Annotated in this window: 25 protein-coding genes and 1 pseudogene; 14 read left to right on the top strand and 12 right to left on the bottom strand. The window is 36.1% G+C overall.

Features of this window, described 5'->3' with window-relative positions; genetic code table 11:
* Positions 1-96: 96 nt before the first annotated feature.
* The 7 genes from LS66_RS09315 to LS66_RS09285 are packed head-to-tail and all read right to left on the bottom strand — an operon-like array spanning position 97 to position 5,979.
* Positions 97-708 carry a phosphoribosyltransferase gene (locus tag LS66_RS09315; protein WP_034366972.1) on the bottom strand — a complete coding sequence of 204 codons (612 nt, stop codon included), beginning with the start codon at positions 706-708 and terminating at the stop codon, positions 97-99.
* Between the two features lie 3 nt (positions 709-711).
* Positions 712-1,299 carry a dTMP kinase gene (tmk, locus tag LS66_RS09310; RefSeq protein WP_011116202.1) on the bottom strand — a complete coding sequence of 196 codons (588 nt, stop codon included), beginning with the start codon at positions 1,297-1,299 and terminating at the stop codon, positions 712-714.
* Positions 1,299-1,796 (bottom strand): pantetheine-phosphate adenylyltransferase, encoded by a 498-nt coding sequence (coaD, locus tag LS66_RS09305; protein ID WP_034366968.1) that lies wholly within the window; start codon positions 1,794-1,796, stop codon positions 1,299-1,301. Before coaD ends, tmk begins: the two co-directional genes overlap by 1 nt.
* On the bottom strand, positions 1,796-2,389 hold the full coding sequence (locus tag LS66_RS09300) for a UbiX family flavin prenyltransferase (protein WP_034366966.1): 594 nt from the start codon (positions 2,387-2,389) through the stop codon (positions 1,796-1,798). Before LS66_RS09300 ends, coaD begins: the two co-directional genes overlap by 1 nt.
* Positions 2,390-2,442: 53 nt before the next feature.
* Entirely contained in the window at positions 2,443-3,360 is a 918-nt protein-coding gene (gene flgA / locus LS66_RS09295; RefSeq protein ID WP_034366963.1) for a flagellar basal body P-ring formation chaperone FlgA, read from the bottom strand.
* Positions 3,357-5,471 carry an ATP-dependent helicase gene (locus tag LS66_RS09290; protein ID WP_052057395.1) on the bottom strand — a complete coding sequence of 705 codons (2,115 nt, stop codon included), beginning with the start codon at positions 5,469-5,471 and terminating at the stop codon, positions 3,357-3,359. The genes flgA and LS66_RS09290 overlap by 4 nt, the downstream gene beginning before the upstream one ends.
* A gap of 1 nt (position 5,472) precedes the next feature.
* A complete protein-coding gene (locus LS66_RS09285; protein ID WP_052057393.1) occupies positions 5,473-5,979 on the bottom strand; it encodes a DUF2147 domain-containing protein in 507 nt (168 codons plus the stop codon).
* A 144-nt stretch (positions 5,980-6,123) separates the two neighbouring features.
* Here LS66_RS09285 and LS66_RS09280 point away from each other — a divergent pair, with 144 nt between their 5' ends.
* From LS66_RS09280 to LS66_RS09270, 3 genes are read left to right on the top strand one after another with little or no spacing between them, the layout of a single operon-like run.
* Positions 6,124-6,804, top strand: a complete 681-nt coding sequence (locus tag LS66_RS09280) for a hypothetical protein (protein WP_034366960.1) — start codon at positions 6,124-6,126, stop codon at positions 6,802-6,804.
* 14 nt (positions 6,805-6,818) lie between these two features.
* Positions 6,819-7,433 (top strand): orotate phosphoribosyltransferase, encoded by a 615-nt coding sequence (pyrE, locus tag LS66_RS09275; protein WP_011116195.1) that lies wholly within the window; start codon positions 6,819-6,821, stop codon positions 7,431-7,433.
* Positions 7,434-7,438: 5 nt separating this feature from the next.
* On the top strand, positions 7,439-8,017 hold the full coding sequence (locus LS66_RS09270; protein ID WP_034366957.1) for an RDD family protein: 579 nt from the start codon (positions 7,439-7,441) through the stop codon (positions 8,015-8,017).
* Here LS66_RS09270 and purB read toward each other — a convergent pair.
* Positions 7,995-9,326 (bottom strand): adenylosuccinate lyase, encoded by a 1,332-nt coding sequence (gene purB, locus LS66_RS09265; protein WP_034366955.1) that lies wholly within the window; start codon positions 9,324-9,326, stop codon positions 7,995-7,997. The genes LS66_RS09270 and purB overlap by 23 nt on opposite strands.
* Before the next feature lie 204 nt (positions 9,327-9,530).
* Here purB and LS66_RS09260 point away from each other — a divergent pair, with 204 nt between their 5' ends.
* Positions 9,531-10,310 carry a carbon-nitrogen hydrolase family protein gene (locus LS66_RS09260; protein ID WP_034366952.1) on the top strand — a complete coding sequence of 260 codons (780 nt, stop codon included), beginning with the start codon at positions 9,531-9,533 and terminating at the stop codon, positions 10,308-10,310.
* A 13-nt stretch (positions 10,311-10,323) separates the two neighbouring features.
* On the opposite strand, the gene recJ is transcribed toward LS66_RS09260, so the two are convergent.
* Both recJ and pyrG read right to left on the bottom strand, forming a co-directional pair.
* Positions 10,324-11,892: a single-stranded-DNA-specific exonuclease RecJ gene (recJ, locus tag LS66_RS09255; protein ID WP_034366950.1), complete on the bottom strand. Its 1,569-nt coding sequence runs from the start codon at positions 11,890-11,892 to the stop codon at positions 10,324-10,326.
* 16 nt (positions 11,893-11,908) lie between these two features.
* Positions 11,909-13,531 carry a glutamine hydrolyzing CTP synthase gene (gene pyrG / locus LS66_RS09250; protein ID WP_011116190.1) on the bottom strand — a complete coding sequence of 541 codons (1,623 nt, stop codon included), beginning with the start codon at positions 13,529-13,531 and terminating at the stop codon, positions 11,909-11,911.
* Between the two features lie 132 nt (positions 13,532-13,663).
* On the opposite strand from pyrG, the gene LS66_RS09245 reads away from it, so the two are divergent.
* Together LS66_RS09245 and prmC are read left to right on the top strand one after the other, a co-directional pair.
* Positions 13,664-14,890 carry a M48 family metallopeptidase gene (locus LS66_RS09245; protein ID WP_011116189.1) on the top strand — a complete coding sequence of 409 codons (1,227 nt, stop codon included), beginning with the start codon at positions 13,664-13,666 and terminating at the stop codon, positions 14,888-14,890.
* Positions 14,880-15,719 (top strand): peptide chain release factor N(5)-glutamine methyltransferase, encoded by an 840-nt coding sequence (gene prmC, locus LS66_RS09240; protein WP_011116188.1) that lies wholly within the window; start codon positions 14,880-14,882, stop codon positions 15,717-15,719. Before LS66_RS09245 ends, prmC begins: the two co-directional genes overlap by 11 nt.
* Here prmC and LS66_RS09235 read toward each other — a convergent pair.
* Positions 15,697-16,497 (bottom strand): 3'-5' exonuclease, encoded by an 801-nt coding sequence (locus tag LS66_RS09235; RefSeq protein ID WP_034366945.1) that lies wholly within the window; start codon positions 16,495-16,497, stop codon positions 15,697-15,699. The two genes, prmC and LS66_RS09235, sit on opposite strands and share 23 nt — an antisense overlap.
* A gap of 5 nt (positions 16,498-16,502) precedes the next feature.
* Positions 16,503-17,153: a ribulose-phosphate 3-epimerase gene (rpe, locus tag LS66_RS09230; RefSeq protein WP_081947955.1), complete on the bottom strand. Its 651-nt coding sequence runs from the start codon at positions 17,151-17,153 to the stop codon at positions 16,503-16,505.
* Positions 17,154-17,234: 81 nt separating this feature from the next.
* On the opposite strand from rpe, the gene LS66_RS09225 reads away from it, so the two are divergent.
* From LS66_RS09225 to LS66_RS09190, 8 genes and pseudogenes are all read left to right on the top strand, one after another.
* Positions 17,235-17,930 carry a hypothetical protein gene (locus LS66_RS09225; RefSeq protein WP_034366943.1) on the top strand — a complete coding sequence of 232 codons (696 nt, stop codon included), beginning with the start codon at positions 17,235-17,237 and terminating at the stop codon, positions 17,928-17,930.
* A gap of 49 nt (positions 17,931-17,979) precedes the next feature.
* Positions 17,980-18,816 carry a class 1 fructose-bisphosphatase gene (locus LS66_RS09220; RefSeq protein WP_201273683.1) on the top strand — a complete coding sequence of 279 codons (837 nt, stop codon included), beginning with the start codon at positions 17,980-17,982 and terminating at the stop codon, positions 18,814-18,816.
* The gene (locus LS66_RS09215; protein ID WP_011116183.1) at positions 18,809-19,009 is read left to right on the top strand and encodes a hypothetical protein; all 201 of its coding nucleotides are present in this window, start codon (positions 18,809-18,811) and stop codon (positions 19,007-19,009) included. The genes LS66_RS09220 and LS66_RS09215 overlap by 8 nt, the downstream gene beginning before the upstream one ends.
* 19 nt (positions 19,010-19,028) lie before the next feature.
* Positions 19,029-20,960: a methionine--tRNA ligase gene (metG, locus tag LS66_RS09210; protein ID WP_034366939.1), complete on the top strand. Its 1,932-nt coding sequence runs from the start codon at positions 19,029-19,031 to the stop codon at positions 20,958-20,960.
* Positions 20,961-20,978: 18 nt separating this feature from the next.
* Entirely contained in the window at positions 20,979-22,022 is a 1,044-nt protein-coding gene (locus LS66_RS09205; protein WP_034366937.1) for a hypothetical protein, read from the top strand.
* Positions 22,000-22,947 (top strand): tRNA 5-methoxyuridine(34)/uridine 5-oxyacetic acid(34) synthase CmoB, encoded by a 948-nt coding sequence (gene cmoB / locus LS66_RS09200; RefSeq protein WP_034366934.1) that lies wholly within the window; start codon positions 22,000-22,002, stop codon positions 22,945-22,947. The genes LS66_RS09205 and cmoB overlap by 23 nt, the downstream gene beginning before the upstream one ends.
* A 12-nt stretch (positions 22,948-22,959) precedes the next feature.
* Positions 22,960-23,418, top strand: coding sequence for a thioesterase (locus tag LS66_RS09195; RefSeq protein ID WP_034366932.1), 459 nt, complete (start codon positions 22,960-22,962; stop codon positions 23,416-23,418).
* Positions 23,419-23,519: 101 nt separating this feature from the next.
* Positions 23,520-24,728, top strand: a pseudogene (locus tag LS66_RS09190) (methyl-accepting chemotaxis protein); the annotation flags it as partial.

Raw genomic sequence — 24,728 nt, 5'->3', positions numbered from 1 at the left:
AAAAGCCATGGTAACTCCTTTTTAAAATTTTCCTTAGGCGTCCTTGCCTTTGGCTGTAATACAAATCGGCTATGATGAAAAAAATTTAATTGTTTTTTATTCTTTTGCATCACACAGTGTCAAACAAAACAATATTCGAGTATCCCTAAATGCACTTATAGCTTCATTCAAGCTTGTTCCAGTAGTAACAATATCATCAAGCAATACAAATCCGCGCGATTGTATATCAATATTTTGAACAAAAGAATCTTTATACACAAATCCCTTAGGATTGTTCTGGCGAAAATGAAGGTTTTTGCCTGCATATTTAACCTTATTTTGAGCTTTGAGCGCACCAAAATAAGCTTTGAAAATACCTTTGCTCTCTTGAGAAAATACTTTTATAATCACACCTACGTGCGAATATGCACCATAGGGATAATCATCTAAACCAACAAGGGCAATAGGCAAAGATTGATTTGTGAGATGATGAAAGCTAAAATTCGTGAAAAAATATGCTGCCGCCCTCTTAGTAAGAAGTGGTAGAATCCGAGAGCCAATAAGATGATATTTGCTCTGCATAAGAAACGCTACATCTTCATAACGATAAAAACTATATGCTTTTATGCCGCTTTGCAAGATTCTATAACGAGGCACGAGAGGAATACGCGCAAGGCATTCTTCACAAATAATTTTAAAGCTCCATTTCTCACATACAAGACATTTCATAAGTTACACTAAAATATTGATATGCTCTCTAATTTGGGCACAAATCCTTTCTTTATCCTGTGTAGCATCAAGCACTATATATTTAAGATTCATTTGGGTAACGACATTTTTAAAGCATTTTTGAATCTCAAGCATATATGAAATGCCTCTACTTTCAATATTATCGTGGCTTTTGCTCTCAATCCTTTCTTTCAGGCTTTTCTCATCAAGCTCCAAAATGACTACTAAATCGGGTAACATACCACGCAAAACAAAATCATTAAGGGCTATACTTTGTGCTATATCAATACTCTTTGCATACGCTATACCCGATATAACACTTCTATCGGAAATAATAAGTTTATCTTTGTGCGGAAGAAGGACTTGAGCATAATGCTGTGCTCTATCAGCAAGAAATAACATTAACTCTGCCCGTTCATCAAGTGTAAAACCATATTTTTTAGGCGCAAAAAGCACAAGATCTCGTATATGCTCACCAATAATACTGCCACCGGGCTCTTTGGTAAAAACAGCTTGTGGATAATACGCTTTGAGTAATTGAATCTGTGTGCTTTTACCACAAGTATCTACGCCTTCAATTGCTACATACATTACATACCTCTTTTATGTTTGGTATAAAGTGAATAAATAAAATCAGCAGCATTTTTTGGCACAAGGTGAGAAAATGCTCCATTATGTTCAATGATTGAACGCACTACTGATGAGCTAATAAATGCATTCTCTAAAGTTGGCATAAAATAAATTGTCTCAAGCTCTGGATTGAGCGAAGCGTTCGCGTAGCCTATTTGCAATTCATATTCAAAATCACTTACAGCCCGCAATCCTCGTATAATCATTCTTGCACCCTTTTGCTTTGCAAAATCTGCAAGAAGAGTGCAAAAACCTTCAACTTGGACATTTGCTAAATTTTGTGTGCTAAGCTTTAAAATATCAATGCGTTCTTGAAGCGAAAACATTGGTCGTTTAGAGCTTGATTGAGCCACAGCAACAATTACATTATCAAAAATCTCCATAGAACGTTTGATAATATCCAAATGCCCATTTGTTACAGGGTCAAAAGTGCCCGGATAAATGGCTAATGTTCTCATTAAATCCCCTTTATATCATATTTCCAACGTTGATAAAGCATATTTTCTATACAAAGTGCATCAAACCACTTTCCTATAAAAAACCTCTCCATAGATTCTAAATCATTCGGCTTAGCATAATACCCTACACTTGGAGGGGCAATTATCACGCCAAGCAAAGAAAGCTTACTCATTTGCTCTAGTGCAATAGGACTTAAAGGCATTTCACGAGGTGCCAAAAGTAATTTTCGTCTCTCTTTAAGCATCACTGATGCACATCGTGAAATAAGCTCATCACATAATCCATTAGCTATTTTAGCAAGAAGATTCATACTTGTTGGCACAATCGCCATAGCATCAATACCAAAGCTACCCGAAGCTATCGGGCTATCCATTTCATTTTCATTATAAATACAAAACTCTCTTTTATGTTTGAGTGCAAAAAGCTGCTCTTTAAAATTATAATCAAGCTCGTGCTTTGCAACATCTTTTGCACCTTCACTCACCACCACAAACAATTCAATAGAATCTGGGACACATTCAATAAACTTTAAACCTAAATGCACCCCGCTCGCTCCTCCTATAGCAACTACAAGCTTCTTGATTCCTCTCATATACTCTCCTAAATTTTTTAATCATCATACCACATCATCAATACGCTTACCACTTACAAAATTTCACCCTTGCCTTCATCGGTAATTTTTACGCGTATGATTTTCCCGCTATTTGGATTTTGGGCATTAATAATTTCATTGTGCACGGCATTTTGTCTTGCCACAAGGACTATTTCCGTTGTAATACCACCTTCACGACTAAAGACACGAATCTTGTCTCCTTTTTTTACGATGATTCTTGGCTTGATTTTATCTTTTGTAATAGCTGTATCTACGCGAATATAGCTCTTCGCTCCACTATTATAAATCTCTTGTGTGCTAATGTATTCTGCACCTACTCGCTCAAAAGTGATACGCTCTGCGCGCGTATTTTGTGGTGTTAAAGTATCATTAACATTAATATTTTGCGTGCTTTTAAGCACTTCAAGCGTTCCTTCAAGCATATAAGCAAAAGTGATTTTTTTGATATGTGAATGCTCTCCGGTGCGATACTTCATCATAAAAGTGCCGTTGTTTTTTTTTAATGCAGGAGGTGCTAATTCATACTCAAGTAATTCATATTGTTGTGGCAATACGCCTATTGGACGCACGAGTAGCTTTTTTATCTCGAGACTTTTACCATAATGTTGAATATACATTTTTTGTATAAAATCCAATGCCTTATCTTCGCGCATATCACTTACAAAATTAAATTCTACAAATTCACTCTCAAAAGAGCTAATCTCATATCCATAGCGCGCAAAAATAAGCTTTATATCTACACTTTTAAGTTTAAGAGTGAATTTATCAGGAGGTAGAGTAGCAATCTTAAAACGCTTATCTATTTGAGGAAATATATCTGTTGAATAAATATTATTTTTGCTCACTTGATAGCTCTTTTGCAATGAGAGTTTAGATGGAGGGATAGAAATATCATCTGCGATTAGATTTATATTCGCAAAAATGGCAAAAAAAAGAAAAAATTGTTTCATTCGCATACCTTTTGCACAAATGAAGCTAGAATCACGCGCTCTAATCCGGAAAAATTAATCCTAAGCTGACACTGACTTCCCTTACCCTTTATAGATTCTACTACACCTATACCAAAGAGTTTATGTTGCACTTTCATACCTTTGCTAAATACCACTTCTGCTTCTTCTTGTATAGATTGAGTTTTATAAAGACTTGGTGCATTATATACGCCCAATAATCCACTTTCTCTTAAAAAACGCGATTGTTCAAGCCATTCTCTTTTACCCCTACGCAATCTGCTTTTTGCCGAACATAATGTAAGAAAATCTTTCGCTCTTGTGATTGCCACATAGCCTAATCGTCTCTCTTCTTGTATTTCATCTTCATCATTCCAAAGAGGAAAAATACCCTCTTCAAAACCAATCACATATACATATTTAAACTCTAATCCCTTAGCCATATGTATGCTCATACAACTCACATATTCTCCTGTCAATTCATCAGTAGGACTTGCCAAAGCAATATCATTTAAAAAATCTTCAACTTGATTGCTTGGATTAGCAATAGCATAATCACGAAACATACCATAAAATTCCTCAATATTTCCCTTTCTATCTACCTCATCAAGCCTACTGAATGTAAATACAATATGCTCTTGCATATCTTCAATCACATCTGCTAAATCTGTATATTTACGCCAACGTTCAATATTTTGAGTAAGCTCCAAAAGTGCATTATATGCCTTTTCTCCAATGGCTTCTTTGCTCTGCTGGGCATATTGGGTAATACTTGAAAAACAAGAGGTATTGAATGTTCGCGCGAGTTCTTCTAATTTAAGTTGTGTAATCTTACCAATCCCTCGTCTAGGGCGATTAATAATGCGTAAAAATGAATAATCATCATTAGGATTAACAATTAATCGCAAATAGCAAAGTAAATCTTTAATCTCTGCTCGTTCATAAAAGCGCACTGCTCCAATAATTTTATAGGGAATCTTAGCACGATTAAAGCCTTCTTCAACACTCCGAGAGAGTGCATTTACACGAAACAAAACTGCAATTTCGCTCGGATTTATACCTTGAGAAAGGAGCGTTAAAATATCTTTAGCAAGAAATTCCGCTTCTGTGCTTTCATTTTCACTTTCTATTACTCTTACATTTGCTCCAGCACCTTTGATACTCTTTAAATTTTTACCCAAACGCTTACTATTGTGAGAAATAAGTGCATTTGCAGCATTAAGAATCTGCTCACTTGAGCGATAATTTTCCTCTAACTTAACAACCTTTACTTCATCAAATTCCTTAGGAAATCCTAAGATATTCTTCACATTTGCTCCACGCCACCCATAAATACTCTGGTCATCATCACCTACAACACAAAGATTAGTATGAGCAAGACATAAACGTTTAAGGATTTTATATTGAATCTCATTAGTATCTTGGTATTCATCAACCATAATGTAGTGATATTTTTCGCTCATTTGCTTTGCTATATTGTCATTTTTAAGCAAAATTGCATACGTAAGATAAAGCAAATCATCAAAATCAAGTAAATTTTTATTCAATAAATAATTTTCATATTCCCCATAGATTCTATTCATTAGCTTATATTCTTCACTATAGGCATAAGTTTGTGCTTGTTCGGGCGAAAGAAAGGCATTTTTCATATCTGAAATATAATAATCAAGCTGTGAAATAGGACGAATCTTGCACAAAGATTTTAAAATAGCGCGTTTATCATCAGTATCAAGCACTACAAAATTTGCATTTCTCCCAAGTGCAGTAATATGAAAGCGTAAAAAAAGTAGTCCAAAACGATGAAAAGTGCATAAAAGCGGTGGAGATTCATATCTATTATGCAAAAGTGTTAAGGCTCTCTCTCTCATCTCCTGCGCAGCTTTATTAGTGAAGGTAAGTGTAAGTGTGGCACTTGGGGGAATCCCAACCTCATCAATCAGATAAGCTAAACGTGTTGTAATTGTTTTAGTCTTACCACTCCCTGCTCCTGCAAGGATAAGCATTGCCCCATCAATATGTTCAACTGCTTGCTTTTGAGCGTCATTAAGCGAAACGATAGTTTGCTCAAGTGTTTGTGGAACAAGTGGTTGAACAGATGAGAGAGATACCGGCATCTTATGGTTTTATATCTTTAAGACTTTTTTCTACAACAGAAAAATCTGGCTTTTGGGATAGATAAGGCTTAACTTCTTCATCGCTTAGCTTTTTCCAAACCTTTGTCTCACCCATAAAACCAGATTTATCAATACTCCCGCGCAACTCAAGTGTATTGCCCTTAAGCGTTACTTTGGCATAATACTCCTTTCCTGAATCAAAATTATATACCTTGCCATTTTTAAATACATCACTCTTACCCTCTCTTACGAGATTATAGACAAATACACTCCCCTTATCAAGACGATTTCTAAGAGCTGGATTCTCATTATTGACATCTTTTTTGGGTAGCGAACCATCTACATTAGCAAAACCATAGGCATAGTATTTATTACCTTTTTTAAAAAACTCCACAATACTTTGCTGTCCTTTCTCACCTTTATGAGTCATATAATAACCCTCTAGCTCTGCTCCATAAATAACTGCCGTAGATAAAACCAAAATCAATATTATTTTTTTGTAATTCATTTATTTCTCCTTATATATTCATAAAAAATAATTAAACCTTAAATGGCACAAAATTCGCTTTTGTTTTTTTAACTAATTTTGCAAGTATAACAAAATTATATTAGAATAGCACAATTTAAAAAACACTGAAAGGGTCATATACAAATGAAATATGGTGTTATAGTAAAATGCCTCACATTATGTAGCATTCTTATGTATGGAATGCAAAAAACACCTATAAAATATTTCTCAAATGATGTCCAGCCAAATGAAGCTCTACAAGAAGTTGCTAAAACGCGTCAAGATTTACTCTATGAGGTTGCAGGAGTAAAGATTCCCAAACCAAAAGACCCACGTGAGGGCTTATATGCACTTGTTAATGTGGGCGTAGTTTTCACACCTTCACTTGGCTCAAGTAGTATGCTAGGAATAGAAACAGGATATGATTTTATATTTGGCAAACATCATTCATTGCGCATATTTGGATTTTTTGACCGCACGAATTATGGTGCATTTGGAGATTTTGAATTTGATGCTAATAAGCCTAATAAAATGCAAATTTATCGCGGAGGATTTTCTGCTGAATATAGAATCTATGCCACACGCTACATAGGATTTCGTATGCGACTTGGTTCATTTGGAGCTTATAGCTTCTCACGCACAGATAGTGCAGCTCTTCCCACTCTTAGCACTAAGCACACTAAATGGTTTTATCCTACTTTTGCTTTTGGACCAATTTTTATCTACGGCAAACATCACGAGCTTTTTGTAGGCTATGATTTACTTGATTATGAAAAAGAACGCGGTATGAGTGTAAATTATCTTAAATACTCATATAAATTTTGATTAAAGGAGATTCTATGCTTGATGTTAAACAACTCTATTTAAATGCGAATGCTTTGCTTAAAGGACACTTCCTCTTAAGTAGCGGAAATCACTCTGACCACTATCTCCAATCAGCGCGCGTATTAGAAAATCCAGCCATTGCACAGCAATTAGCCAATGCCTTAGCGGCACAAATTAAAGATTCTCATATTAAAGTTGAATGCGTATGCTCTCCTGCTCTTGGTGGAATCCTCGCAGGGTATGAACTCGCAAGAGCTCTAGGTGTGAGATTTATTTTCACAGAACGAGTTGAGGGGCAAATGCAGCTAAGAAGGGGCTTTAAAGTAGCAAAAGATGAAAAAGTGCTTGTATGCGAAGATATTATTACTACTGGTGGTTCAGCTTTAGAATCTGCTCAATGCGTAGAGTTTGAAGGTGCAAAAATAGTCGCTTACGCAGGATTAGCAAATCGGGGATTCTGTAAGCGCGTAGGCTCAAATCTCCCGCGCAAAAAAGAGGCACGATTGCCAGAGCATATCCCGCTTTTTGCACTTGAAGATTTTGTATTTAATATGTATGAGCCGCATTCCTGCCCTCTGTGTGATGCAGGAGAGCAAAAAGCAATTAAACCAGGTAGTCGCGGTAATTAAATGCTATGGGAACACCTAAACGTTGGCGGAAAATAAAATCCGCACAAAAGACAACCCACTTAGCACATAGCGTAAAGAAATCTCAATGGATAAATATATATAACTTCTCACTCAAAAAGCAATTACAACTAATGCACGCGAGTGAGCGGTTAAAAGCATTTATCACTGATATGTTTATGATTAATATGCCTCTTTTGTATCTTACCACTTATGTTTTTTTAGATGGCAAAGAGGCTTTTACGCACAATCAAAGTGTTATTTTTGCCTGTGGCATAGGCTATGGATTTATTACTTCACTTTTTTTAGCACTCTCTAGTCAAACACCCGGTTTCCGATATATGCACCTTCAACTTGTGCGAAGCGAATCTAACTCAAATAAATCCACGCAAAACATTGCTTATTGCAAAGTAGGCTTTTTGAGGGCATTTGCGCGTTATGTATTATGGGTAATTGGCACAAGCTTTTTATTTGGAATCCTCATCGGAATATTGCGCCGTGATGGTAGATGTCTGCACGATGTGCTGTGCAAAACACAAGTAATAAGCCAAGATGATGAGCCTATTACTCATCAAACACTCTCTTAAAAATTGCATCAATATTTTTTGTATAATACTCATAAGCAAAGCATTCCTTGATAGCTGCCTCACCAATAAGCCCCACTAATTCAGAATCTGCTAATAAATACTGCAAATATAAGCTCTCTCCCTTTTCATTCACCGCCGCTTTGCCCTCTTGCAAATCCTGCCATACTTTCATTGCATTGCGTTGCACGATTTTATACGCATCTTCACGACTAACGCCCTTTTTAGGCAACTCCAATAAGATTCTTTGTGAAAACACAAGCCCACCGGTTAAATTAAGATTTTTCATCATATTTTTAGGATACACCACAAGCTTATCAAGCAATCCCTTAAGTCGCACAAGCATAAAATCAGTAGTGATTAAACTATCAGGCAGGATAAAACGCTCTACGCTTGAGTGGCTAATGTCTCGCTCGTGCCAAAGGGCGACATTCTCCATTGCTGGCAGAGCAAAAGAGCGAATCATTCTACAAAGTCCGGTGATATTCTCACTTAGCACTGGATTGCGCTTGTGAGGCATTGCGCTGCTGCCCTTTTGCCCTTTTTCAAAATATTCCTCTGCTTCATACACTTCCGTGCGTTGCAAATGCCGAATCTCTACTGCAATTTTCTCACAACTACTAGCTAGAAGTGCTAAATCACTCATTAATCGTGCATATCTATCACGCTGAATGACTTGATTGCTTACAGGAGCAGGTTTTAACCCCAAATCTTTACATACAATTTCTTCTAGCTCAATAGGTGTATGTGCGAGATTTCCCATTGCTCCGCTTAACTGCCCCACAGAGATGACTTCTAAAGTAGATTCTAAAGCCTTTAAATGCCTTCCTAGCTCATCATACCAAATTGCCAAAACAAGCCCAAAAGTAATGGGTTCGCCGTGGATTCCGTGAGAGCGTCCTACCATAAGTGTGCCTTTGTGTTCCATTGCCCTTTTTTTAATCACTTCACGCACCTGCTTAATATCCTCTAAAATAATCTTTAGAGAATCTCGCATTTGCAGCGCCACAGCCGTATCAATACAATCACTTGAAGTAATCCCATAATGCACCCAGCGCGATTCCTCACCTAAGCTTTCAGCCACACTTGTAGTAAAAGCAATTAAATCGTGCTTTGTAACTGCCTCTATTTCATCAATGCGCGCAATATCAAACTTTGCATTCTTGCATATTTTGTCACAATCATCATCAGGGATAAGCCCTAGCTTATTCCACCCGCGCACTAATGCCTTTTCCACCTCTAGCCACGCAGAATATTTAGCATTTAAATCCCATAGTTTTTTCATTTCCTCGCGTGCATATCGCTCTATCATATTTTCTCCTTAATAATACAATTTTCCGCTTAAGTTCTACTATGTTATGGCAAAGTGTTAAATTTCATAGCCAAAAATTCATTATTGTAAATCTCATCAATTAAAGCTCAAATTTTGCCATTATAATAAATCTTAGCTTAATATGCTACAATCTCATTTAAGATTTAACTCTATTAAGATTCCCTACTTACTAAGGATATTTTTATGAATGTCGCGCTTTTACAGCTTCCATCACTTATGTCCTCTGACACAAAGCTTGAAAAATATTTTCAAACTTGCAAAGCGAAAAAAGTCAAGCTTGTAGCTCTTGGAGAATATGTCCTTAATCCTTTTTTTAAAGAATTTGACACCACAAACCCTAAAGAAATGGCGCATACTCTCTCTGCCGATACGCTTTCTGTGCTCCATAAACTCTCTAAAAAATACAAACTTGATATTATCGCTCCACTACTTATGAGAGAACAAAATAAACTTTATAAATCTATCGCTCTTATTCAAAATGACAAAGCACAATTTTATCATCAGCAAAAACTCATTGCTTATCCACATTGGAACGAAAAAGCCTTTTTTAATAATAAAGTCTCAAAATCCCCGCAAACACCGCTTATTTTTGAAAAAGATGGCTTTAAAATAGGTATTGTCGCAGGCTTTGAAATACATTTTGATGAAATATGGCTCAAGCTTAAAAAAGCGCAGGTAGATGTGGTATTCTTGCCTTGTAGTAATACTTTTAATTCCAAGATGCGATGGCGCAATCTCTGTCAAATGCGTGCTTTCCTTAACTCTATGGCAATCTTGCGCATTAATCGCGTTGGGGAGCTTTATTATGAGCAAACGCCTTGGAGATTCTATGGAGATAGTCTTTTTATCAACGCAAATGGGCATATTGAAGAAAGCTTAGGTGATAAAGAAGAAATGATGCTTGTTGGGCTTGATTTAACACATATTCATCAAATACAAAAAGAATGGCAGTTTAGAGAATAATTGTTTAGAATCCTTACGAAACATCAAATTGCAAAATTTTCATTTTGACTTTATTGTTATAATCATCGCGCATAAGTTCAAATTGCACATTACCGCTTTGTCCTATTTCACGCATTTGTGGCACAAAAAACTCTATGGCTTCAAGCAACACGCCATTGCTTTTATCGTTCAATATGTAGCTCAAATGCTTTTTATCTCTGCCAAGAGGCTTAAGAGATTGGATTTGAAGATTCTCACACAAAAATATAGGCTTTGGATTTCCCTCGCCAAAAGGTTCAAAGCGCTCACAAATCGCCAGAATCTCCTCATTAATACTCGCACTCTCAATCACACCAAGTATTGCATTTTCTTTTATATCATCAAATATGAGAGCAGATTCTAAAGCATTTATGAATCCCTCTAATTGTTCTAACTCTAAACTTATCCCCACTGCGCCACTATGCCCACCAAAACGCAAAAGATGCTTACTTAAAGGCGTGATACTTGCAATAAGATTAAGCCCTCCAAAACTGCGCCCACTCCCCTTAAGTATGCCATTGCTATAACTCAATACAAATGCGCTCTTACCTTTTTCTTGAGCAAGTGAAGAAGCAACAATACCAAGAACGCCTTCGTGCCAATCCTCTCCATAACTCACAATAATATGTTCAGATTCTATATTTGGCATTTGTGCAAGAGATAGAATCTCACTCTGCACACTTTTGCGCTGAACATTGAGTTCAAAGAGTTTATCATAGATTCTAAGTGCATCTACAACACTTGGAGCAAGCAAAAAATCCAAAGCTAAATTTGCATTTGCCATACGCCCAGCACAATTAAGCAATGGCACAATGGAAAATGCAAGATTCTCTGCATTGATAGCTTTAAGCTTAGAGCGTATCAACAAAGCAAGAGGGCTTGAAGAGTTGCGAAGTCGCTCTATGCCCTTTTTTACAAGTATGCGATTAATCCCCACAAGCGGCATAATATCTGCAATACTTGCCAAAGCAAGATATTCTAAAAATTCGCCCATATCTATTGAGGCGCCAAGAATCTGTTTTATCGCAGCGCAAAAATACCACGCCACCACTGCTCCACAAATTGATTTTTGTATAAAGCTGCAATCAGCCATATAAGGGTCAATAATCACATCAGCTTGAGGCAATGTATTTGCGGGTGTATGATGGTCTGTAATGATAAATACAATATTGTGCTCTTTGCACCAATCTCCTGCACAAAATGCGTTTATACCATTATCTACACTTACCACAATAGAAGCATTATTTGCGTATTTTTCCAAAAGTGCAGCACTCACTCCATAGCCATCAATAAAACGATGAGGAATAACAAGCCTAAATTTTTCATAACCTAAACGCTCAAAAAATCGGCACATTAGCGCACTTGCACATATTCCATCAGCATCATAATCCCCTACCACAAGAATCTCTTGCCCTTTATTCATACATTCTACCACTTTTTGTGCGCCTGTAAGTGCGTGTGTAAGTGAATCAGGCTTGGGCAAATCACGTAAAGTTGCTATACCTTGCTCTAAATCACGCTCTAAGAGCATCTGTAAAAGGGTATCTTTATCAATCTGACGCATTTTTATACCAATTTATTTATGTCTTTTTATGTGCTAAAGTTTCTTTCACAAAAGCCAAAATGACAGGATTAGGGTTTTGCAATCGCGAAGTAAATTCAGGGTGAAACTGCACTCCAACGAACCACGGGTGATTTGCAAGCTCAATAGATTCTATAAGTCCATTGCTCTCTCCACTTACAATCATACCATTTTTTTCAAAAAGTGCGCGATAGTGAGGATTTGCCTCGTATCTATGACGATGACGCTCTTTAATAAGTGTCTGTTTGCCATAAGCCTCATAAAGCTTTGTGCCTTTTTTGATATGGCATTCATACTCACCCAAACGCATTGTTCCACCCATAGGTGAAGTATGCGTGCGTAATTGCACCCCACCTTGCGAATCGATAAAATTTTCAATTAAATATATCACAGGCTCTTTTGTTTGTGGATCAAATTCAATAGAGTTTGCTTCGCTCATTCCTAATACATTGCGCGCAAATTCAATGAGTGAGAGCTGCATACCTAAACAAATACCAAGTAATGGAATCTGCTGGATACGCGCATATTTTATTGCCTCTAATTTACCTTCAATGCCCCGCTCGCCAAATCCTCCGGGTATAAGAAGAGAATCTACATCATATAAAAGCGCAAGATTATCTACTAAAATCTCACTATCAATCCATTTGATATTTACACGTGTGTCGGTGTTTGCTCCTGCGTGTATAAGAGATTCTATTAAAGACTTGTAAGATTCTTTGAGGCTTAAATATTTGCCGACAAAACCAATGGTTATGTTTGATTTGGGTGCAATGATTTTTTTTACAAGCATATCCCAATTATCCATTTTGGGTTTTAATTCGCCCAACTCCAAATGCCTTGCAATAGGAGTAAGTATGCCTTCTTCTAAGAAATTAAGAGGACATTTATAAATACTCTGCGTATCTTGAGCCACTATCACACTATCATTATCAACATCACAACTCAAAGCAAGTTTGCGCTTTAACTCTTTGTCAAGATTTTTCTCACATCGTGCTACAAGAATTTGTGGAGAAATACCAATGCGTCTAAGTTCTTGAACGGAATGTTGGGTAGGCTTTGTCTTTAGCTCTCCTGCTGCACGCATAAGAGGAATAAGCGTAATATGAATAGAAATAACTTGTTTGCCTCCTAGCTCGTGCTTCATCTGTCGCATAGCTTCAAGATAAGGCATACCCTCTATATCACCAACTGTTCCACCAAGTTCTACAACAAGAAAATCACTTCCCTCTCCTGCAAACTTGATACGAGATTTAATTTCATCAACAATATGCGGCACAATCTGAATGGTTTTGCCCAAATATTTACCCTTGCGCTCATTTTCAATCACCGACATATAAATTTGTCCTGTGGTAAAATTATTTTTTTTATGGAAATCTTTATTCAAAAACCGCTCATAATGCCCTATATCCAAATCTGTTTCTGCTCCATCACAGGTTACAAAAACTTCTCCGTGTTCTAATGGACTCATCGTGCCCGGATCAACATTAATATAAGGGTCAATTTTTAAAATTGATACACTATATCCGCTCTGTTGAAGTAAAGTTGCGATGGAAGAAGAAGTAATACCCTTACCAAGGGAACTTAAGACACCTCCTGTTACAAAAATATATTTTACTGCCATTAGCTAATCCTTCATAAATTTTGATGTAATCATAATAAATGAGTAGTTAAAAGCTTGTTAATTTACTTTTTTTTGTATTTTATATTCCATAATATGTTTTTGATAATTTTTGTAAATTACAAGGAGCATAAATTGTTACATACTCTCATTATTTTTGTTGGCTTGTTTATCTGTGCTTATGCCTTGCCAAGTATTATTTTAGCTATTTTACAAATACGTCATATTAAAGCTGAATTACAAAAACCTGCCATTTTGTTAGAATCTGAGGATTACCACCAAGCAGGAGAGTATGCTATTGCTTCATTGCGTCTTGATATAATAAATCGTGTCCTTGAAATTATTACTTTTATTCTATGGGTAAGTTTTGGCTTTAGCTTACTTCAAAAACAACTTGATATATTTATGCCACATTCTTTGAATCCTATATGGCAAAGTGTGGCTTTAGTGCTTAGTTTTATGCTTATAAGCAGTATCATTGAATTACCCTTATCTATTTATAAAACTTTTGGGCTTGATAAGAAATTTGGATTCTCTAAACAAACACCAAAACTTTTTATTATTGATTTATATAAACATTTTCTTTTGAGTTTAATTGTTGGTGGTTTGATTGTATTTTTGCTCATTTTTATCATTGAAAAAGTTGTATTATGGTGGATTGTGGGCTTTATCGTTCTGCTTAGTGTAGTTATTCTAGCTAATTTTGTTTATCCTACACTCATTGCTCCACTTTTTAATAAATTCACTCCCCTTGATGATGAAAACCTCAAAGCTCGCATAGAATCATTACTCAACACCATAGGTTTTAAAAGTAATGGTATTTTTGTTATTGACGCTTCTCGGCGCGATGGACGACTTAATGCTTATTTTGGCGGACTTGGCAAAAATAAAAGAGTGGTGCTTTTTGACACTTTGCTTGATAAAATTAGTGCTGATGGCTTAATTGCGATTTTAGGACACGAACTCGGGCATTTCAAACACAAAGACATACTTAAAAACATTGCAATTATGGCGTGTGTGCTTTTTGTGCTCTTTTTTATTGTAGGACATTTACCTCCACAACTCTTTGACGCACTGAGTTTGGCACATAATGGTGCAGGGATACTTATCGTAATGCTCCTTATTTCACCTATGATTGCTTTTTGGTTTATGCCTTTAATTGGTTATTTTAGTCGTGAGGCAGAATACGCAGCTGATGAATTTGGAGCGAATCTTTCAAGCAAACATTGCCTTGCTGATGCTCTAGTATGTCTTGTGAATGAAAATAAAAGCTTTCCAAGCTCTCACCCTGCTTATATTTTCTTCTACTATACTCACCCACCACTACTGCAACGACTTAAAGCATTAGATTATGATATGTAGTATTGACGAGCTTTTAGAAGATTCTATTTCCCGTCTTTCTCAATCTGATGTTACCTTTGAACTTAAGCCTAGATACGAATCCGAAATCCTCCTTTCATTTCTACTAGGTGTCCCACGCACCTATCTTCACACTCATAGTGCGCAAAATATAGAATCTACTCTTGCGCAAAGATTCTATACACTTATAAATGAACGTGCAAAGGGCAAGCCTATTGAATATATTACACGCCAAGCAAGTTTTTATGAGAGAAGTTTTTATGTTGATGAGCGCGTATTAATTCCGCGTCCGGAAACCGAAATACTCATTGATAAAGCAAATGAGATAATTAAAGGGGAAAAAGTAAATTTTATAGCAGAGGTAGGGGTAGGTTCAGGCATTATCACTACTACACTTGCCATTATGCACCCACAATGTTACTTCTTTGCCACAGATATAAGTGAGCAAGCCCTTGAGGTGAGCAAACTTAATATTGCCACTTATGCACCAAATGCAAATATTACACTACAATGCTGCTCCCTGCTTCCCGCGCATATAAACCCACAACTTATCATCTCAAATCCTCCTTATATTAAAGATGATTATCCTATAAGTGCACCGCTGCACTATGAGCCCAAAATTGCACTTTTTGGCGGAAAAGATGGGTTGGGGATATTAAAATCACTCATTAACGAATGTGCTACTCGTAAAGTATGGCTACTATGCGAAATAGGCTATGACCAAAAAGATGCACTTGAACACATACTTTTACAATCTCGTGCAAAAAATATAACATTCTATAAAGATTTAAGTGGCTGGGACAGGGGATTTAGTGCTTATTTTGGTATATAAAAGGTGTAGTATAATCTAACTTTAGTCGCCCTTTTGAAAAATCAATCAAATCTTGCATACTTTTAACAAAAGGCGGAAACATCATTGAAGCAATTTCAAAAACTCTAAAACTTGTGAGTGCATCAGCATAAGCGCGATGAGTAACTGCTGTGCGTATGCCTAAAAATTCATTTAAAAACCCAAGAGCATAACGAGGAGAAAGAATCGTTTTTTTGGCAAGCTCAATCGTGCAAAGCTTAGGATTAAGTAGCCCAAACAAACTACACTGACGTAAGTGATAATCTACAAAGCCATAATCAAAATTTACATTATGAGCCACAAATACATCTGTGCCTAAAAATGCCCTAAATTCTCCTAAAACTTCTTTAATTGAAGGTGCATAAGCAATATCTGCTTGGCAAATACCTGTAAGCTGCGTAATATTCTCTGGCACCTCATCGGCATAAACATAGCTTTCAAATTTATCTATAATCTCCCCACCTTTTACTTTAAGCGCGCCAATCTCGATAATTTGACATTGTTGAGGTTTAGCCCCATTAGTTTCAATATCTACAAAAACTAAATTGCCTTTTTGCCATTCTTGGTGTTGTGTGCTTAGACTAAAATATGATTCTCCATTGTGTTTTTGCACATACAAAGGAGCACCGGAACCCTTAAGTAGTTCAAGTTCAGATGCTATATCTGCATAAAGTCCGCCGATATTTTTTACATAAGTATAAAATTGTGCCTCGCTCATAGGCTTTTGACGGATTTTTTCAAAAAGCTGCTGATATGTCATAGATTTTATCTAAGTGCGCTAATAGCTTGAGCATAATCAGTTGAGCCAAAAATAAAACTCCCAGCTACAACTATATCAATTCCTGCATTTTTGAGTATGTCAATATTTTTATCACTCACTCCTCCGTCAATCTCAAGCAAACAAGAAGGATTGAGTCTATCACGCATTTTTTTAAGATTCTGTAATTTTTTGACACTATGGGGGATAAAACTCTGCCCTCCAAAACCCGGATTTACACTCATAAGCAATATCAAATCAATATCAGGCAAAATATACTCTAAGCTTTGCTCGTTAGTGTGAGGATTAAGCACTACACCTGCTTTTACGCCGGATTCTTTAATATACCAAATGAGGCGATGCAAATGCTGCACTTCCTCAATATGCACACTCATAAATGCAGGTTTTAAAGGCAAAAATAAATCCACAAAAAAGGGAACATTTTTTACCATAAGATGAATATCTAAAGGTTTGCTTGAACTCTTGGCTATGCTTTGCACAATCATAGGACCCATTGTGAGATTTGGCACAAAATGTCCGTCCATTACATCAATATGCACAAAATCACACCCTGCTTTACATATATCTTCCACCTCTTGCCCTAATTTTGCAAAGTCTGCAGAAAGCATACTTGGGGCTACTAATATATCTTTGTTCATTACTTATCCTTATGATAAAATCCTACATATATTTTAGCATAATATCGCTGTAAGTCTTGCACTGATTATTAAGGAGATTGTATGCCCTTATTTTATTCATTACGTCCATTACTCACTCCATTTACGCCTACGCTCATTTATCCTCTACATCATTTACCTAAGCCCAAAAGTCCTTTTATACCCTATGGGTTTAATATTTCTATACAAGAAGGAAAAGAAATCATCGCACACATAGAATCTTCTCAAACAAATGCGCCCAAAGCAATTATCATTTTTGTGGGTGGATTTTGTGATACAATTATGCGAGCTGTATATAGGGAATTTGTGGCATTTAATGAACCTTTTTGTCTTAAACTCTATATAAGTTTTAAATGCCAAAAACTTTTTACTTTATGGCTACCCATACTTACAAATATGGGATTACCGCTTTTTATCATTGCACATTCTTGGGGTGCAAGTAATCTCAATAAAGTTCTTCAAACAAAGATTGCTGATAATATACACTTACATTACTTACTTACGCTGGACCCTGTGGGTTATAATACACCTCACACACGCCCTAGTGGCATTAGATTATGGGAAAATATTTATATTTCTCATAAAATACAATACTTGCGCCGCGATAATATCATTGCTCTTATTGGACACGCGTGGAATAGCATTGAAGTAAGTGATTATAATGCCTCATTATCTAAACCAGCTCATCACGCAAGTATCAATCAAATGATAAACACTTCACATTTTTACCAAGAGCTTACAAAAATCATCAAATCTTAATCCTAAAATGTTATAATCGCCTCTATTTTATACACGAGGAGAATCTATGATAAGCATCATTATTGATTCTTTAAGAGAATCTGCCCTACATATTGATAGTCTTTTAAAAGACACTTCCACAAGCTATCTGCAAAGCATTAATGCAAGTGGCGATATGCAGCTTGAAATTGATGTAAGGGTTGATAAATTCTTAAGCGAAAAATTACTTAATCTACCTTGTGTAAAGGCTATTTGTAGTGAAGAGCAAGAAGAAATAATGTATTCAGAAAATAAAAATGCACCCTATATTATCGCTTATGACCCTCTTGATGGCTCTTCGCTCATTGATAGTAACCTAAGTATTGGCACAATTTTTGGCATCTATAACGAAGAGTTAAGTGCAAAACATCTTATTGCTAGTGGATATATTATTTATGGACCGCGTCTTGAAATGGTAGTAGCTCAAGAGCAAGCTCTGCATTATCGCTATAATGGCAATATGTGGCGCAATCTTGGTGCATTAGCTCTTAATACAAAAGGTAAAATTAATGCGCCCGGTGGCACACAAAAGCATTGGGAAAACAAACACAAAGCAATGATAGAATCCCTTTTTGCACAGGGGTATCGTTTGCGCTATTCTGGAGGTATGGTGCCAGATTTGCATCAGATTCTTATTAAAGGTGGGGGGCTTTTTAGTTATCCTGCCACGAGTGATGCTCCTAATGGCAAACTTCGCAAACTTTTTGAAGTATTTCCCTTTGCATTTGTGTATGAAAAAGCTGGAGGATTTGCTACAAATGGCAGTCATAGAATTTTAGAGCTTGAAGTTGCTCACTTACACGATAGCACACCTTGTTTTTTTGGTAGCCAAAGTGAAATGAACCTTGTAAAGGAAGTTTATGAGTGAGCCTATAACAGATGAATACACACAAAATCTCAATGACAAAACTACTCTCTTGCAGCAATGCCAACAAAACAAAGGTTATATATCTTGTTTAAAATGTGAACAGCTTATAGGTTGTCAAGTGCGACAAGAGTATGTCAAAGCAGTCTATGAGAGTATGTCAAAAGGGCAACACGGCGATTTTGATTTTAATTAATGTATACAAAGGATAGAAAATGAGTCAAAAAATCCTCATAACCTCCCCTATTTATTATGTGAATGATATTCCTCATATTGGGCACGCTTATACAACCATTTTATGTGATATGCTTAAAAAATTTTATCAATTACAAGGCAACGATGTAAAGTTTCTCACAGGCACAGATGAACACGGACAAAAAATTGAACAATCCGCACAAAAGCATAGCCTAGACCCTCAATCTTATGCTGATAAAATTAGTATAAGATTCAAAGAGTTGTGGAATGAATTTAATATAGATTATGATATTTTTGTGCGCACCACAGATAATATGCATTGTCTAAGTGTGCAAAAAGCCTTTGAAATAATGTATGCTAAAGGTGATATTTACAAGGGGAGCTATGAGGGACATTATTGTATTTCGTGTGAGACTTTCTTTACTCAAAAGCAACTTAATGAAAATAACGCTTGTCCTGATTGTGGCAAGCCTACACAGATTGTGCAAGAAGAAAGTTATTTTTTTGCCCTAAGTAAATATCAAAATAAACTTTTGGATTGGTATAAATCTCACCCTGATTTCATTTTACCACAATTTCGCCAAAATGAAATTATCAAATTTGTAAATGAAGGACTTAATAACCTCTCCATTACGCGCACAAGCTTTGAATGGGGTGTGCCACTCCCGCATAATCCCGCGCGTAAAGATGACAAAAAACACGTGATGTATGTGTGGCTTGATGCACTTTTAAGCTACTTAAGCCCTCTGGGTTATCTTTCAGATAGTGCAAAAATGCCTTATTGGGAGAATGCAATACACTTTGTTGGTAAGGATATTTTGCGATTCCACGCAGTGTATTGGTTAGCATTTTTAATGAGCCTTGAGCTACCTTTGCCACAGCACATTTATGCGCACGGCTGGTGGACAAAAGATGGAACAAAAATGAGCAAAAGCATTGGCAATGTGATTAATCCAAAAGAAGTTGCAAATGCCTATGGTATAGAATCTTTGCGATATTTTTTGCTTAGAGAAATGCCATTTGGACAAGATGGAGACTTTAGCCAAAAAGCCTTTATTGAGCGCATTAACGCTGAACTAGGTAATGATGTAGGCAATTTGCTTAATCGCCTTATTGGTATGAGTGAGAAATATTTTGCGCTCCAAGTCGATTCTGTGCAGGTGGAAATGTTTTTTGCTCCTGAACTCAATGAGCTTAAAAATATCATTGCCCAAGCACAAGAAAAAATGCTCTCTATGCAGCCACACCGCTATGTTGAAGAGCTGTGGAAAGCTTTTGGACTGGGCAATAGTGTCATTACCAAATATGAACCTTGGAACCTCATCAAGTTTCATCAAACAGATAAGGCAATGGCTTTGCTCGGCTTGATTGCTAATATTTTAGCCCAAAGTAGCCTTTTACTCTATCCGATTATGCCTCAAAGTGCGTGTAAAATCGCCAACGCGCTTAATTTTGATATTAATGCACAAAATTATGAAAAACTTATTAAACAAGGACAGCTTCTTGCCTCTTTTAAACTCAATAAAATTCCTCCACTTTTCCCTCGTATAGAATCTCCTTTACTTGCAGAATCTCCTACCAATACCAAGGAAGATTCTCAAAACAAACATACACCTGAAAAAACAGGACTTATTGATATTAAAGATTTTAGCAAAATTGATATACGCGTAGGAACAATCATAGAATGCACTCCCATAGAAAAAAGTGAAAAACTCCTAAAATTAATGGTAGATATTGGTGAGTCTAAGCCACGTCAGATTCTTTCAGGTATCGCTCAATACTATACCCCTCAATCTCTTATAAATAAACAAATATGCTTGATAATCAACCTCAAACCAGCCAAACTTATGGGAGAAATCAGCGAGGGAATGATACTTGCTAGTAAAGATAAAAACGGCTTGTCTTTGCTTGGTGTAGATAATCCACGAATCAATGGAAGTCCGATAAGTTAAATTTCTTAAGGAAAAAATGTGAGAGTAAATGAAGTTGTAGAAATCACTAAAGGAAAGCTTCTTACTACACCTTCCATTGCGGAGTTTTCACGTATTATTTGTGATGTAGAACGTGTGCAAAAAGGTGATTTATTTATCGCTAAAGACATTGCTCAAGTGCCACAAGCTGTTGCGATGGGAGCATATGGCATAATTTGTGCAAATATACATAATATCAATGATGAAGAATTAGCGTGGATTATGGTAGAAGATTTACAAGACTGCCTCACACGCCTTATTCGCTATAAGCTCTTAGCCAAAAATATTACTACTATTTCTCTAAATCCCATTGAAGAAGCAATAGCCCAAGAAATTATTATTGATGAACGTGCAAAATTTTTTCACAATGATTTGTATGCTTTTATTGAACTCCTCAATAATGAACAAATCAGTTTTATATTCACACACAATGAGCATATTTTAGAGATTAGCTTTGAAGTGATACAGGCTCATAAACCAAAAGAGCGTCCATTTCTAATCATCTCCCACACACTCTTTGATAGCACTATTTTCTATCAAAGCACGCATTATCGTATTAATCTTCCTAAACTTTTTTTAAATGATTTGGGTGCAGTGGTTAATCTCTGTGAAAATAAAGGCATAGAATATTCACTTAATCATTTTAAACATATTCCTTTCTTTAAGCCTAATTTTCTCAACGCCTTTGGTAAAGTAATTGATTATGGACAAGCTGCTAAGGTTGCTATTGCCGAAGAAGATATTGAACAATTTAAAAAATATATGGCATATATTGCTAATAATGCCACTTGGGGGAAACTTCTTTTTCTTGTGCCTGATATATATTTAGAACTTTTTAATCAAATCGCTCAAACATTTGCATACAAAACTCAAGAGGAATTATATACATATATTCACCATAATAATTTCAATTTTGCACTTATCTTAGGTATTGATGATAGCACACTTGTGCATACTTTAAATACTAATCACAAACAGATTCTTGAGCCCAATTTATTCTCAGATATTATGGAAGAAAGATATGCAAGAAAGCCTGAACTCTAATGATTTTAAAGAATACGCCGCCAAAAAAGCAAAGCATATCACCTCTGCTAAAAATATTGCTCCGCTTTTAGAGTGCATTGCATCTCTTCCAACTATTCCCTCACATTTTTATAGCGATAATGGCATTCATATTGTCGCTCAAGATAAAACTTTAGCTCAAAAGTATCATAAAGCAATTTATACACTTGCTACACAGCTTAAGCCGTGGAGAAAAGGACCTTTTTTTTTATTTGATATACATATTGATAGTGAATGGCAAAGCTTTATGAAATGGCAGCTTCTCGCTCCACATTGCAACCTTGAGGGTAAATACATAGCAGATGTCGGCTGTAATAATGGCTATTATATGTTTGAAATGCTCCTGCAGGGGAAAAAATTATATAAAAAAATCATAGGCTTTGACCCAAGCGGCATTTTTAAATGTCAATTTGATTTTATTAATCACTTTATCAATGCTCCTATTGAATTTGAGTTGCTTGGTGTAGAAGATTTGTTAGCATATTCTCAAGCACACAATCAAAGTTTTGATGTGATTTTTTGTCTTGGAGTGCTTTATCACCGATTTGACCCAATCAATACGCTTAAAATCCTCTCTCAATCACTCAACAAAGGTGGAGAGCTTATTTTGGATACACTTATCTATGAGAGCAATGAAGAAATTTGTCTTTGTCCTGCACGAAGTTATGCTAAAATGTCAAATGTCTATTTTATCCCGAGTATCCCTACTTTAAAAGGTTGGTGTGAAAGAGCAAATCTCTATGATTTTGAAGTCATTAATCTTACACCCACCACCACACAAGAGCAACGCCAAAGTGCTTGGGTAGATTCTCAAAGTTTAAGTGCATTTTTAAATGAAACACAAACTCGCACTATAGAAGGGTATCAAGCCCCATTAAGAGGATATTTTAAACTCAAAAAACGATAAAGGAGCAAATGTATGGAAGAAGAAAAATTTAATGAAGATAATGGCAATGCCTTCACTCCTCTTGAAAAAGATGATTTAGAAGTCTGCACGAGTATGCCCTCAAATATGAGCGGAGAACTTCTTGAGCTTTACCGCAATAAAGCAGTTGTTCGTTTTACTCCAACTGAACGTATGATAATGGACGAGAGCAAAATGATTCACGCAGGATTTGTTTTTAACTCTGCAAGTTTTGCAGCAATGGCAGCTATTAATAAAAAATATAGTGTGCTTATTGCTGCTGATGTGAAATTTCTCGCACCCATTGAATTAGGACACGAAGTCATTTTTAAAGCTGAATCTATCCAAAGTGATACAAAAAAATGCGAAGTTAAAGTAGAAGGCTATCTGCTTGATATTAAAATTTTTGATTCTATTTTTCATATTGCTGTATTTGACAAAAAAATCTTCAAACTGCGGTTTAAAGATGAATAACCAACAAAATAAGAAAAATTGATGATTATTAATCAGCGTTTTTTTTTTTTGTTAGAATTAGAGTTTTATTTGACCAAATTAAAATACTTAGGGAGCGTTATATGAGTTTTTTTAATCACTTCAAAATTGGCACAAAGATTATTTTTGTTGTCTCTATTATTGTCGCAATTTGTGTGGCAGCTATTATTTTTATTGTCTCATATTTTGCATCAAATACACTTTCGCACGAAAGCGATAAACTCTTAACTAATACGGCTGCTCGTTATAAAAATCTCATTGCAGGCTCAATCAATGAAATTTTTGCAAGCACAATCTCTGCAGAAGCAGGCATAGGAGCATTGCTTGATAAAGGTGTCGCTCTTGATGAGGAACAGCTTACAACTATAATTGAAAAAGTAGTTGATTCTAATCGCTATTCTGCTGGAGGATTTGTCATAATGACAAAAGAATACACGCAAAGTTTTATTAAAAGCTCCTCTGTGTTACCAACTGGTGAATTTGCCATACTCACGCTTGATGAAGACACAGGACCGGGAGGCACTTATACACAAACTTTACCTGCTGAGCTTATAAAACAAATGCCTGACATTCTCGCCTCTTTGCACAATGACCAAGTAAGTATGTCCTTATCATATGAAATTACTTTCAATGATAAAAAATATTATATTAAAGCTGCAATTGTTCCAATTATCCGCAAAGGTAAGATAATAGGAGCTATGGCTAATCTCTTTAACCTAGAAATGCTTGATGAGCATTTAGCAAACCACGCATTAAGTGTATTTGAACACGACCAACGCTTTGTTATTGATGATAATGGACGCCTTATCCTCAATAGTGCTACCGACCAACGTGCGGAAACACGCCTTAAAGACTTGCGCGAAGTAAATACTCACCCAACTACAAAAGTAATTGTTGATGCTGCTAAAAAACGTGAAGATGGTATTTATACTTATACCAACCTCCACGGCAGAAGCTCAAAAACAGCTATTACCTCATTTGAAATTTGGCCCGGAACAGGCCAATATTGGACTGTTCTTTCCCTTGCACCCTTTAGTTCAATTGAAAAACCAATTAATACTCTACAAATCGTAATGATTGTTGTAGGAGTGCTTGCTATTATCGTCATCTCACTTATTGTATTTATCTACATTCGCTCAACCATTGCACGTAGAATCCAGCATATCTCTCACACACTCTTTGAATTTTTCAAATATCTCAACCACGAACGCAAAGATGCACCACAACCTCTTAAGATTGTTGCTCAAGATGAATTAGGTGAAATGGGTAATGCTATTAATGATAATATTCAA

It is taken from the genome of Helicobacter sp. MIT 03-1614 (genome assembly GCF_000762925.2).
Lineage (GTDB): Bacteria > Campylobacterota > Campylobacteria > Campylobacterales > Helicobacteraceae > Helicobacter_C > Helicobacter_C hepaticus.
This window is presented reverse-complemented; position numbering and strand designations above follow the sequence as displayed.

Bases quoted from the DNA above. Each gene is read 5' to 3' on its own strand.
- LS66_RS09315 (WP_034366972.1), bottom strand. From the start codon at position 708: ATGAAATGTCTTGTATGTGAGAAATGGAGCTTTAAAATTATTTGTGAA.
- tmk (WP_011116202.1), bottom strand. From the start codon at position 1,299: ATGTATGTAGCAATTGAAGGCGTAGATACTTGTGGTAAAAGCACACAG.
- coaD (WP_034366968.1), bottom strand. From the start codon at position 1,796: ATGAGAACATTAGCCATTTATCCGGGCACTTTTGACCCTGTAACAAAT.
- LS66_RS09300 (WP_034366966.1), bottom strand. From the start codon at position 2,389: ATGAGAGGAATCAAGAAGCTTGTAGTTGCTATAGGAGGAGCGAGCGGG.
- flgA (WP_034366963.1), bottom strand. From the start codon at position 3,360: ATGAAACAATTTTTTCTTTTTTTTGCCATTTTTGCGAATATAAATCTA.
- LS66_RS09290 (WP_052057395.1), bottom strand. From the start codon at position 5,471: ATGCCGGTATCTCTCTCATCTGTTCAACCACTTGTTCCACAAACACTT.
- LS66_RS09285 (WP_052057393.1), bottom strand. From the start codon at position 5,979: ATGAATTACAAAAAAATAATATTGATTTTGGTTTTATCTACGGCAGTT.
- LS66_RS09280 (WP_034366960.1), top strand. From the start codon at position 6,124: ATGAAATATGGTGTTATAGTAAAATGCCTCACATTATGTAGCATTCTT.
- pyrE (WP_011116195.1), top strand. From the start codon at position 6,819: ATGCTTGATGTTAAACAACTCTATTTAAATGCGAATGCTTTGCTTAAA.
- LS66_RS09270 (WP_034366957.1), top strand. From the start codon at position 7,439: ATGGGAACACCTAAACGTTGGCGGAAAATAAAATCCGCACAAAAGACA.
- purB (WP_034366955.1), bottom strand. From the start codon at position 9,326: ATGATAGAGCGATATGCACGCGAGGAAATGAAAAAACTATGGGATTTA.
- LS66_RS09260 (WP_034366952.1), top strand. From the start codon at position 9,531: ATGAATGTCGCGCTTTTACAGCTTCCATCACTTATGTCCTCTGACACA.
- recJ (WP_034366950.1), bottom strand. From the start codon at position 11,892: ATGCGTCAGATTGATAAAGATACCCTTTTACAGATGCTCTTAGAGCGT.
- pyrG (WP_011116190.1), bottom strand. From the start codon at position 13,531: ATGGCAGTAAAATATATTTTTGTAACAGGAGGTGTCTTAAGTTCCCTT.
- prmC (WP_011116188.1), top strand. From the start codon at position 14,880: ATGATATGTAGTATTGACGAGCTTTTAGAAGATTCTATTTCCCGTCTT.
- LS66_RS09235 (WP_034366945.1), bottom strand. From the start codon at position 16,497: ATGACATATCAGCAGCTTTTTGAAAAAATCCGTCAAAAGCCTATGAGC.
- rpe (WP_081947955.1), bottom strand. From the start codon at position 17,153: ATGAACAAAGATATATTAGTAGCCCCAAGTATGCTTTCTGCAGACTTT.
- LS66_RS09225 (WP_034366943.1), top strand. From the start codon at position 17,235: ATGCCCTTATTTTATTCATTACGTCCATTACTCACTCCATTTACGCCT.
- LS66_RS09215 (WP_011116183.1), top strand. From the start codon at position 18,809: ATGAGTGAGCCTATAACAGATGAATACACACAAAATCTCAATGACAAA.
- metG (WP_034366939.1), top strand. From the start codon at position 19,029: ATGAGTCAAAAAATCCTCATAACCTCCCCTATTTATTATGTGAATGAT.
- cmoB (WP_034366934.1), top strand. From the start codon at position 22,000: ATGCAAGAAAGCCTGAACTCTAATGATTTTAAAGAATACGCCGCCAAA.
- LS66_RS09195 (WP_034366932.1), top strand. From the start codon at position 22,960: ATGGAAGAAGAAAAATTTAATGAAGATAATGGCAATGCCTTCACTCCT.